The sequence below is a fragment of the Exiguobacterium sp. N5 genome (assembly GCF_025842465.1).
Lineage (GTDB): Bacteria > Bacillota > Bacilli > Exiguobacteriales > Exiguobacteriaceae > Exiguobacterium > Exiguobacterium profundum.
In genome coordinates this window covers 17,840-30,013 of record NZ_JAPAEP010000005.1, presented here as the reverse complement: position 1 = coordinate 30,013, position 12,174 = coordinate 17,840, and the positions used below count along the sequence as shown (strand labels likewise).

9 protein-coding genes are annotated in these 12,174 nt (G+C 42.2%); 8 read left to right on the top strand and 1 reads right to left on the bottom strand.

The genetic code is table 11. The features are described 5' to 3' along the window. Positions 1 to 29: 29 nt before the first annotated feature. Entirely contained in the window at positions 30 to 1,112 is a 1,083-nt protein-coding gene (locus tag OKS35_RS14320; RefSeq protein WP_264093382.1) for an McrC family protein, read from the top strand. A 96-nt stretch (positions 1,113 to 1,208) separates the two neighbouring features. Here OKS35_RS14320 and OKS35_RS14315 read toward each other — a convergent pair whose 3' ends face one another. Next, positions 1,209 to 3,026, bottom strand: a complete 1,818-nt coding sequence (locus tag OKS35_RS14315) for a DNA/RNA helicase domain-containing protein (protein ID WP_264093336.1) — start codon at positions 3,024 to 3,026, stop codon at positions 1,209 to 1,211. Positions 3,027 to 3,173: 147 nt separating this feature from the next. Here OKS35_RS14315 and OKS35_RS14310 point away from each other — a divergent pair, with 147 nt between their 5' ends. The 7 genes from OKS35_RS14310 (at position 3,174) to OKS35_RS14280 (ending at position 12,174) form a co-directional block, all read left to right on the top strand. Then, on the top strand, positions 3,174 to 4,088 hold the full coding sequence (locus tag OKS35_RS14310; protein WP_264093334.1) for a protein rep: 915 nt from the start codon (positions 3,174 to 3,176) through the stop codon (positions 4,086 to 4,088). A gap of 335 nt (positions 4,089 to 4,423) precedes the next feature. Beyond that, a complete protein-coding gene (locus OKS35_RS14305; protein ID WP_264093333.1) occupies positions 4,424 to 5,098 on the top strand; it encodes a hypothetical protein in 675 nt (224 codons plus the stop codon). After that, a complete protein-coding gene (locus OKS35_RS14300; RefSeq protein WP_264093331.1) occupies positions 5,052 to 5,270 on the top strand; it encodes a hypothetical protein in 219 nt (72 codons plus the stop codon). The genes OKS35_RS14305 and OKS35_RS14300 overlap by 47 nt, the downstream gene beginning before the upstream one ends. Positions 5,271 to 5,544: 274 nt before the next feature. Further along, positions 5,545 to 5,886, top strand: coding sequence for a hypothetical protein (locus tag OKS35_RS14295; RefSeq protein ID WP_264093330.1), 342 nt, complete (start codon positions 5,545 to 5,547; stop codon positions 5,884 to 5,886). A 272-nt stretch (positions 5,887 to 6,158) separates the two neighbouring features. After that, positions 6,159 to 7,754, top strand: a complete 1,596-nt coding sequence (locus OKS35_RS14290) for a type I restriction-modification system subunit M (protein WP_264093329.1) — start codon at positions 6,159 to 6,161, stop codon at positions 7,752 to 7,754. Then, positions 7,741 to 8,982 (top strand): restriction endonuclease subunit S, encoded by a 1,242-nt coding sequence (locus tag OKS35_RS14285; RefSeq protein WP_264093328.1) that lies wholly within the window; start codon positions 7,741 to 7,743, stop codon positions 8,980 to 8,982. The genes OKS35_RS14290 and OKS35_RS14285 overlap by 14 nt, the downstream gene beginning before the upstream one ends. Positions 8,983 to 9,006: 24 nt before the next feature. Continuing rightward, entirely contained in the window at positions 9,007 to 12,174 is a 3,168-nt protein-coding gene (locus OKS35_RS14280) for a type I restriction endonuclease subunit R (RefSeq protein WP_264093327.1), read from the top strand.

Genomic DNA, 12,174 nt, shown 5'->3' with positions numbered 1-12,174 from the left:
TCTCCGCTAAGCGTGGTGTTGGGAAAGTAATTCGAGCGAAAAATTACGTAGGTGTCTTACAAATTAATCAGCATCAACAAATTCAAATCCTCCCTAAAATTCACGGGGTAACGAAATCAGAATCAAAAACAGTATTGTTAAAAATGCTAAAGACACTTGGGGACTTTCCAAGTAAATCATTTAATGTGGCTAGTTTGAGTATTGAAGCTATGCCTCTGTTTGAAGTGTTCATTAGATTATATATTCGTGAAATGCAGATCATTATTCGTAAAGGGTTACAATCTAGTTATTATCCTGTTGAAGATAACTTAACGGTTTATAAAGGTAAAATGAATTTCTCGAAACAGATTCGCCATAACCTAACGCATCGAGAGCGATTTTATTTGTCATATGATGAGTTTGGCCTGAATCGAGTGGAGAATCGCTTGCTAAAGACTACGCTTGTATACTTAAACAAAGTATCTGCAAATGAGTTAAATCGAAAAGATATTAAACAGTTACTTTATCACATGGATGCCGTTGAAACATCATCCTCTATAGAACACGATTTTTCACTTGTTCAGTTAGGTCGAAATATGATTCATTACGAAAATGCTTTAAATTGGGCTAAAGTGTTTTTAAATAAGCAGAGTTTTACAAGTTTCTCCGGGGATATAGCGATGAATTCTTTGTTATATCCAATGGAACGATTATTCGAAAACTACGTAGGGAAATCCTTGAAGCATTTATTGCATGATTCAAATTGGAACGTATCATTGCAGGATCGTAGTTATCATTTATTCGAGAAAAAATTCGCTTTACGGCCAGATATTGTGCTTCGTCATAGCGTCACACAACAAATTATGATTATAGACACGAAGTGGAAAGTACTCGAAAATCTACCAAGTCGCAACTATGGCATATCACAGGCAGACATGTATCAGATGTATGCTTATGGAAAGAAATATGGCACAAACGAAATCTTTTTAATGTATCCTTTGCATGACGGATTCCATGTTGATGAAGATATCGTATTTACGAGTGATGATGGGATTCAAGTAAGAATTGTGTTTGTTCAGTGTGAAGATATCGAACAAAGCTTAATATCGTTTATCCAAACGTTTTTATCTTAGGGTGTAAACATTTCGACGTCGAAATGTTTACACTTGAACGCTATCGTGTTGTATACAAAAAAGAATGTTGCTACATAATGTAGCGACATTCTTTTTTTATAATTCTGGAATGCGTAAGATGTCCTTAAATGTATGCCAGGTTTCCTCGAGTTCTGTCTTATTAGGGATATAGATAATAAGACCATCACGCCCTCTAGTTAAATTGACGCGATATGCATTTCGTTTGATCTGAAGCGGGTCCTCAACGTTTCGTTGAAAATGAGTTCCGACCCATTGGCCATCTTTTACATAGAAGTCATTGTCCCACTGCAATATCGCGAAATCGAGCTCTAGTCCTTGCGACTGAAACTCAGTGATTGCGTAATTTAACGTTCTACAATAGAAAGGAGAAGTAGGTACGTTAAAAAATTGAGCAATTTTTGAAGGACTCTCGTATCGATCATTACGAGGTATTACTTTAATTTCTTTTTGATGATCTGCTCCACCTGCGCAAACAACACCAATCGTTTTGGTATCATCTGTATACAGATCTCGAGCAACCGTTTTTGCTATGTCAAGATTTTGCGTAATGCGGAGATGGAAGCGTGACGTATCTAAGTCTTGTGCGATTGTAGCAGCGGTTTGAAAATCTGCATCAATGATACTTTTAACAAAGCGACTATATTCGAGTGCTGCATGTGATCGTAAAGAAGTGTCTAAGTGCAGCATTTCAGATGATTGGACACAAGTAGCATGCGTAAAGAGTGTAGCATCCTGTTTACCGTGTACGATCACATGTTTATCAATCAACGCCTCATTCCATAAAGGAAGGCCTCCCTCTTCTCCGGAATATATTTCTTGTCCTTCACCGACTAAGCCAATCGTGACACTCCAATCTTTGCGTTCGGTCGCAATATTCATGACAATGTCAGGCTCACTCAGGTTAGGAATAGGTATATTCTTATTTACTAACGACTGATTTACTTTATTCGTATCCCATGCGCGTTGTGCTTCATCAAAAATGATAATTTGTTCGTGTGGAGTCGATTGGCGTTTTAAGTAATCCATTTTGTAGTTATAAAGACTTTGCACAAATGTACGATTTTGAAGTGTATGTTGAAGTACGTCTACAAGTGGTCCATTTCCAGATAGATAAATGGCTTCAGGGTGATCGTGTGCGATTCGTAAACCTAAGTATGTTTTACCTGCACCGGGTTCTCCGGTAATCAAGACAAGATGATGCTCATTATATGACTTTGCTTGTTCAATAATGGATTGTACAGATCTGTATACATGTTCAAAATTACTACTATCAAGAGCTCGAACACGTGGAAGCGGTTCCTGCTTCATAATGGTTTGTGCCGCTTCGATAATTGATGGAGCGGGTTGATAAGTACCCTCTAAAAACTCTTCAACACATAGAGCGGGGGAATCATTTCGTAATAGTACTTTGTTGATAATTCGCTTAAACCCATGCATCGATGCGAGATAAATCTTATATTTATTATCTAATATCAAGCGTTCATCTCGGCAATTCGTAAAGAGTAAAATACCATGAACCTCGATTTCTTTATATTGTACTGCTGAATGGTATTGTTCTAGATCTCGGACATATAAAGAGGTTTGCAGATTTTCTACATTTCCTGGGCTACATGAATTGTAGCTTTTACACTCAATCACAAATAACTGATTGTTGACGATTAATAAAACATCCGGGCGGCGACCTCCACCTCTTAAAATCTGATATTCAAAAAGAATATAGGCATTTAGTTGAGGGGTTGTTCTGAAAACAAGTTGTAATTTTTCATACGTATCAATCCAAGCCCGATGTTGGCTATCTGAAGCGTCTGGAATCGACTGATGTAAAGCTTCTAAAAATTGATGTTGATCTAGCTGTAAAAACTCCGGAATGCTACCGCTCCATCCTACGCTCATGTTCTTTCCCTCCATACTTCTTTCATTCATTTTAAAGTATATCGCATGAATAAATCATATCCTCTTTTTGTAAAATGATAATCATTTACTTCCAATAAATGATAAACTAATAATATAGTTAAATAATGTATGGTAGAGGTGCTTAGCTTGTTGAAAGATAAAAAATATAAAGCCTTACATCAATTCGATCCGATTAAACAAACGTTAAGTCAGGAGTACGAATTGATTGGAAAGCAGCATGCAGCTGAATCCATTCGGCAGTGTAGTCGAATTGTCTTAGAGCACCAGTGTGAGGAACATGTTGATCAAAAGAAAACAAGTATTCAATATTGTAAGAATCGATATTGTCCGACGTGTACTGTTCATCGTTCTCATATAATTGGTCAAGAATTGGGTCAAGCCATTGAGTGGTTACATGTACATAAGGTTCGACATGAGAATTGGATTTTCTTAACTTTGACGATTCGAAATAGTGATCATGATGAGTTAGCCAGTCAAATTGATTTAATGATGAAAAGCTGGCAACGATTTTCGCAGCGCAAAGCATTTCGCTCTGTTGTAAAAGGGTGGTTTCGAGCATTGGAAGTTACATACAACGAAAAGGAACAGACATTTCATCCGCATTTTCATGTATTAATCAATGTACCGCCATCTTATTTTTCGGGGAAATACTATTTGTCTCAATCGGTCTGGATGCGTCTTTGGAAGGAAAGTTTAGGTGTTTCATACGATCCAGTGGTAGACGTTCGACGTATTCGTTCTCACAAGTCAGATACAAAAGACGCATTAACACGAGCGATTTTAGAAGTCTGTAAGTATCCAATGAAAGTATCCGATTTAAACAGCATCATGAAGCACCAGGTGTTTGATTCATTTGAGAAGGCCTTATTTAAGAGACGACTTATTGCGTTTGGAGGGAATTTAAAAGAATCTCTTCATCAAATTCGATTAGAACAAAAAACGACGAATGAGACGACATCTTGTCAGGTATGTGGCTCCCACTTACATCGACACATCTATGTATGGTCAGAAGAAATAGGGCAGTATCAGCATTGTTCATAACGTATCAAGGAAAGGAACGTGTGGTAATACCGCAGGCATCCTTTCCTTTTTTGTGCGTTTAAAAGATGGGCAGACAAGCTCCCCGATGAATAGAGCGAGCTCTTTTTTCGCAGATCAGTATTGAGACATCTTCCACGATTTATTGACCTTCTGCCGGCTACCGCCGGTTGTGATTGAACTAAAAAACCCTTCTCGCGGAGCTGAATCGTGAGTCGCGGAGTTCTACTAACTATAGTTTTTCGCACATCGTCTCTGTGACACCGTTTTCGAATGAAGTAATGGGTGCGGTTACCTCCGCGTGTGACTGAAATTAAAACCAAAAAGGAGCTAATCTTATGAATCAACTATCTGAAACATCTACACAAACCACACGATCTATGCACGACGCATTAGAACAATTCTATCCACAAGCAGTCTACGTACTTACACGTCGTCGTACAACACTGCAGTTACAGCCTACAAATCGCCATTTTACGTATCATCAATGGATTGATCGCGCCTTACCGGTACGCCCAAATTACGTCGGACACTATATGAACGAGGCGATCCGTCATGTTTTCCCATCGAACAGTTCGGTAACTAAAACACAGTTTACTCATTTGTTCCGAGATTACTTGAATCATGATCAGACGATTTTTAACTATTTTTCGACTGCGGTGGTTCATCAGATGTTTGTTCAATACAAGTCTTATCTGCAGTCTCTTGTCGATAACGCTCCTCCGGTTGATTACGAAACGGTCTTTCAAATGGTTATTCAATACCTTGAACAACCTACTTCTACGTTTCCGCAAACAGTTCTATTCATCCCAGATTACGAAGTGTTGCTCGAGTCACCACAAAAGAATCGAAACGCAATTGCGTTTGTTGAGTCATTGATTCAATGGTATGTCGCACATAATCGACCAATTTTCACGTTGTATCGCAGACAACTACGTCATCATCACCAAGGAGGTTTTACGGATTATGAGACAGTCAATCACTTTATCCAAGCACGCCGTCGAGCGCTTTAAACAACGGATCGGCAATGAGTTCTCGATATATGAGATGAAGCAATTCATCTATCGAGAACTCATTGGGTGGCCGATCTCGTATTCAATGAACAATCGAGACTACTATATCTTGCCAGACGTTACGTATGTGATGTCGAATCACCGTGTTGTAACACTGTATTTGCATCACTAAAATAAACACGTAGGAAGCGGATTTTGTTTACGTTGATCAATTAAACGAATCATTTTTACTGGTGCAGCTTTAATTAGACTGTAATCATCAATCAGAGTTATATCTTATTTATAAATATAGATAACAATAGCAATTTTAATTCAAAAAAATTTTATAATCGTAGTCAATTTTATACTGAATCGATAAACGAATATAAAGGATTTAGAGGTAATATAAAGATGTGCAATTTTTTACAACTTCCGTAGGTTAATTGCAATATGAAAGGAGATTTTGAATGAAAAAGAATAGGCTCATACCATTTCTGCTGGGTTTAGTTCTAATAAGTGGATGTGATGGAATAGATCTATATGGTGCGAATGCAGATCATGCTGCCGAGGAGGCAGAAAAAGGACTTGATCATCGTGCTGAAGCATTTGAATTTGAAGAAGAACAATATCAGGAATACTTGGACATAGTAGAAGAAGTAAAAGAGCTTCGAGAAAGAAATGAAGAATTAGAAGAAGAAATCTATTATTTAACTGAAGAACGAGACTGGGCAGCAGAATCATATGAATATTTTTGTGACTATGGATATGATGAAATTAGTGAAGCTACCTACAACGAACTGTGTAATTAAGTAATAGTGAACTTTTGATAGATCAAAACCGTCTAGTATTTTGAGAGCCGTCTCAGGTACGAAACGGTTTTTACTTTTTCATTTTATGGTTTCCTAGATAAAGTTGAATTTTTTAGTAAATTTTTTATTAGAATTGAACTGAATAAGACAAAGTAGGATGTAAAATAATGGACAGGGTGTCACTTTCGGATATCTATCAAAACCGCTATAATTCTTAGTGTGGAATAATTTTTTTAATACTAATCTTCGAATATTAGATAGGAGACAGAAATATGTCAGCATTGAATCAAAAATTGTTCGGCGCAGCGGACAACCTTCGCAGCAAAATGGACGCTTCAGAATATAAGAACTACCTGCTAGGCCTTATCTTCTATAAATATCTTTCAGACAAGCTCTTGGAGAAGGTGGTTGTGAGCGCGGACGCCTCACTAGAGGAATATGACACGCAGAAGAAACAGACGGAACTTTACATAGAGCTCATGTCAGATGATGAGATCAAGGATGATTTGATCGAGACATTGGTCGACACGCTAGGTTACGACATCGCGCCAGAATATCTTTTCAATGTTTTGGCCGACCATGCACAGCAAAACATCTTCCAATTGAACGACCTCAACAAAGCGTTCGTCGATTTGGCATCAAAATATGATCAATTTAATGGTTTATTCGATGACGTCGATTTGAAGTCGAAGAAGCTTGGATCAGATGACCAACAACGAAACATTACGATCACAGAGGTGTTGAAGAAATTGGCACATGTCGACCTCGTCGGTCATGGGGGCGATGTCATCGGGGATGCATATGAATATTTGATTAGTCAATTCGCGTCAGAGGCCGGGAAGAAAGCCGGAGAGTTCTATACCCCGCATGAAGTTTCGGACATGATGGCACGCATTGTCACCATCGGTCAAGAAGATAAGAAACTCTTCAGCGTCTTCGACCCGACGATGGGTTCCGGCTCGCTCATGTTGAACGTTCGGAACTATCTGAACTATACAGACAGCGTGAAGTATCATGGCCAAGAGTTGAACACGACGACGTTCAACTTAGCGAAGATGAACTTGATCCTTCATGGCGTTGACAGTGAAGACATGCGCCTACGTAACGGAGACACGTTGAACAAGGACTGGCCAACAGATGAGCCTTACACGTTCGACTCGGTCCTTATGAACCCTCCGTACTCGGCAAAATGGTCAGCGGATGACACGTTCCTCGATGATTCACGTTTTAACCGATACGGTAAGTTGGCACCGAAGACGAAAGCAGACTTTGCCTTCCTCCTTCATGGTTTCTATCACTTGAAAGATTCGGGGACGATGGCAATCGTCTTGCCTCACGGGATTCTTTTCCGTGGTGCAGCTGAAGGTGTCATCCGGAAGAAGCTGTTGGAGGATGGAAGTATCGATGCGGTCATCGGGTTACCAGGAAACATGTTCTTTGGTACATCGATTCCGACAACGGTCGTCATCTTGAAGAAGAATCGTGAGACGCGTGATGTACTCTTCATCGATGCGAGTCGAGAGTTTGAAAAAGGTAAAAATCAGAACAAACTTACGACTGAACACATTAATCGAATCGTTGAAACATATAAAAAGCGTGAGGCAGTAGAAAAATATGCTTATGTCGCAAGTTTCGATGAGATCAAAGAAAATGATTTCAACCTCAATATCCCGAGATATGTCGATACGTTTGAAGAGGAAGAACAAATCGATTTATCAACAATCGGGAGCGAGTTAAAAGCAGTCCGTGAGAAGAAAACAGAGCTAGAATCGAGTCTGTTTGAGATGATTTCGTCACTTCAATATGACGAAAAAGAAAAGGAATGGATTCAAGGAGCGTTAGAGGTGTTTAATCGTGCTAAAAAATAAACCTGAAATAAGATTCACAACATTTAAAAATGATTGGGTCCATCAATCATTGAATAAAGTGGTTGAGCGTGTCATCAGAAAAAATAAAAATAACGAATCCAAAGTACCTTTAACAATTTCTGCTCAATACGGTTTGGTTGACCAGGTGACCTACTTTAATAAACAAATTGCTAGTACTGATTTAAGTAACTATTTTTTACTTCAAAAAGGTGATTTTGCATACAATAAAAGTTACTCAAAAGACTATCCTTGGGGCGCGATAAAAAGGCTTGACAAGTACGAAGAAGGTGTACTTTCCTCACTATATATAGTTTTTAAGCCCACGAGAGTTCATTCAGATTTTTTGGTGCCGTACTATGAAACAAGCAGGTGGTACAAGGAGGTATCAATGCGTGCTACTGAGGGAGCACGAAATCATGGATTATTAAATATTTCAGCCGTGGACTTTCTCGAGACTGAGTTAAGTATTCCGGTTGATTTTGAAGAGCAAATGAAAATCGGCAATTTTTTTAGAGATTTAGACGAAACGATTTCTCTTCATCAGCAAGAACTTGAAGCCCTCAAACAAACTAAACAAGGTTTCTTGCAGAAAATGTTTCCTAAAGATGGAGAGAACATTCCTCAGTTCCGTTTTGATGAATTTACTAAGCCTTGGACAAAGATTGAATTTGAAAAAGTAATTAAACTTGTTGGGGGAGCCACACCTTTAAAAGAAAATAAGGAATATTGGAACGGAGATATCGTTTGGCTCTCTTCTCAAGAAATAAAAAACAAATATGTATCAAAAGGAACTTATTTAATTACGGAACTAGCTGTAAAAGATAATCGGACTAAAGTTGTTTCGGAGGGAACTCCACTCATTGTCACACGAAGTGGTATATTAGCAAAAAGATTTCCGATTAGTATTTCTTTAAATGAAGTCGCTATAAATCAGGATATTAAAGCGCTCATCTTCGACAGAGAAAGATTTGACACCGAGTTTCTTGTTGCAGAAATAAAATCTAATGAATCATACATTTTAAAGAATATTGTAAAGACTGGTACTACTGTTCAATCTGTTAACCTTCCTGATTTAAATCGTATGAATTTGTACATTCCAGAATATGCGGAACAACTCAAAATCGGTGAGTTCTTCCGCCAACTAGATGAGGTCATCGAACTGAAGGAGAAAGAACTTGAAGCCTTGAAGGAAACGAAGAAGGGTTTTCTTCAAAAGATGTTCGTATAATCGAATGAGACGAAAAGGGGAATCGTGGTGAAGACGACACATAGTGATGAGCTCGCAGTCGAACATCGACTGATCGAGGTGCTCGGGGAAGGGCACAACCAATGGAACTATCGACCCGATTTGAAATCGGAGGCGGACCTCTGGGACAACCTCCGTCATAAGATCACGCGCAACAACCTATCTGAGATCGGGGAGCATCCGATCACGGACAAGGAGTTCGACACCATCAAGACGGAGCTTCTCTCGAAGACACAGACGCCGTTTGACGCGGCACGCTGGTTGAAGGGAGAGAACGGCATCGCCCGCATCACCATCGAGCGGGAGGATGCCTCGCTCGGCTCGATGTCGCTCATCCTCTACTCGAACCGTGACATCGGGGGCGGTATCTCGACGTATGAGATCGTCCATCAGATTGCCAAGCAGAAGGTGAACGAGGACGGACGTGATCGTCGCTTTGATGTAACCCTCCTCATCAACGGTCTCCCGATCGTCCAGATCGAGTTGAAGAAGGTGACGGCGAAGGACGGGGTGTATCAGGCGCACAACCAGATCAAGAAGTACGCCGAGGAGGGGCTGTTCCGCAACAACATCTTCTCGACGCTCCAACTGTTCGTCATCTCGAACGAACAGACGACGCGCTATTTCGCGAATGCGCTCCCGAAGGACATGCATCGGAAGTTCGTGTTCAGCTGGCGCACGACCGAGAACCGGAAAGTCGACAACCTGTACGAGTTCGTGAAACAGATGTTGAACATCCCGGACGCGCATCGCTTGATCGCGAACTACACGATTGTCAGCGAGGACCAGGACAACAAGGCGCTCATGGTCCTACATCCGTATCAGATTCATGCCATCGAGGCACTTTTTGCGTCGGCAGCGCGACATGAATCAGGGTTCGTCTGGCACGCGACCGGTTCCGGGAAGACCCTGACGAGCTTCGTCTCGACAAAACTCCTCGCTCGGAAGCCCGGGGTCGACCGGACCATCATGTTGATCGACCGGAAGGACCTCGACAGCCAGACGACGAGCGAGTTCACGAAGTTCGCCTCGGAGTTTAACACCGGCATCTCGTCAGGGAACGCCGCGGCCAACAGCCTGATCGTCGGGACGTCGAGCTCGAAGAAGCTGAGTGAGACCCTCCTGTCGGACACGAACTCGAACACGGTCATCATCACGACGCGTCAGAAGCTCGAGGCGGCGCTCCGAATTGCACAAAAGCAGGAAGAGGAGAAGGGCACACACCGCTTCCAAAAACTCATCGGACAACATATCGTCTTCGTCGTCGATGAGTGTCACCGGGCGCTTAGTGCCGAAGGGATGGAGGCCATCAAAGAATTCTTCCCGAACTCGACCTGGTTCGGGTTCACCGGTACACCGATCTTCAACGAGAACAAGAAACAGGCGCAAGGACAGCTTGCCCGTACGACTCGTGACCAATATGGGGACCTGCTCCATTCGTATACGATCAAGAACGCGCTTGAGGACGGGGCCGTGCTCGGTTTCCAGGTCGAGCATGAGGACACGATCGAACCGACCTCGCTGATCAACCGCATCTTCAGCATTCTACGTCAGGACGAGAGGCATGCTGACCTTTCCGACAATGAGTTGAACGAGCTCATTGACCAGATGGACGCGATGGAGAAGGAGAAGCATATCCCGAATGACCTGTATGAGCGTGACGAGCATATCCAGAAGGTCATCCATAAGATGTTCCGCCCGGACAATGCCTACACGAAGTTCGACTTCAAGAACGGTCGCCCACAGAAGTCGGCGATTCTGACGACGAGTTCAATCGCGATGGCGAAACGCTATTATCAGGCCATCCAGGCGATGAAGCAGGACCCGGACTGGATGACGAACGAGTTCGCGGGACACCCAATCCGGAAGGGACGTACCATTGAGGATCCGGACTTCCCACGCATCGCCATCACGTACTCAATGCAGGAGAACGAGGACAACTCGAAACAGGTCGAGGACGAGATGCGACAGGTTATCCGCGACTATAACGCATATTACGGAACGGCGTGGTCAATCGAGGACATCGAGCGCTACAACGGGGACATCAACAACCGTCTCGCGCGCAAGAAAGCCGAGTTCAAGGAGTTCGGGAACCAAATCGACCTCGTCATCGTCGTCGACCGATTGCTCACCGGCTTCGATGCGCCGACCATCCAGACGCTCTTCGTCGACCGGAACCTGAGCTATGCCAACCTGATCCAGGCGTTCTCCCGAACGAACCGAACCTTCCCGGGAAAGACGAAAGGATTGATCGTCACGTTCCGGAAGCCGGCACTCATGGAGAAGAACGTCCAGGATGCGACCCGCCTTTATTCGAACGAGAACGACGATTCGAGCCTCGTCTATCCGACGTACGAAGAATCGAAGAAACGATTCAAGAAAGCACATAAAGCACTACTTGAGTTAGCTGCAGATCCTGGTGAAATTGATGAACATTCGACTTTAGAAGAACGAATTGAATACGTGAAGGCATTCCAGGAACTGAGTAATGCTTTTGAGGCGCTTGTCACCTACGACGAGTATAACGATGATATGGAAAAATCGAAGACACTTCAGGACCAAGTGAAAACGATCGAGGATTTCGTCGGTAGTTATAATACGGTCAAAGGCTCTTTATTAGAAGAGTCGGGAACTGGCGATGGAGATCCGGACGGCACACCGGACTACTCAGAAATCGAGTTCTACGGGGACAATGCGGCAAAGCTCTATGACGTCGATTCAAGCTATATCGACAAGCTACTTGGTACATATTCGGCCAATAATGCCGATGTTCGTTCTGAGATTGAAAAGGCGCTTCAGAAGTTGAATAAGTCTGAGGTTGTTAAAGAAGTATACCGCTCGATCTTGAATGCGATTGATAGTGGTGAAGTTGAAGCAGATGATATCTTTACACTGAAGCGAAGCTATTTCACAGCTGCCTACGAACAAGCAGTCCGTGATTTTGCTAAGACGTGGTTTGTGGAGGAGAGAGAACTTTACGCCTCGGCTGTTCAATACAATATTGGCGCCGACCCGATCCCAAACATCGGTGGCATTATCAATAGTAAAGACTTCGCAGGTTATAAGGAAGCAAATCCTGAAGCTTTACCATTAAAGTATGGTCCGGCGATGAAACGAGAATGGCGATCTACATTAGATGAAACTGTTATCCCGCTCAGTCAAGAACTCAGATAA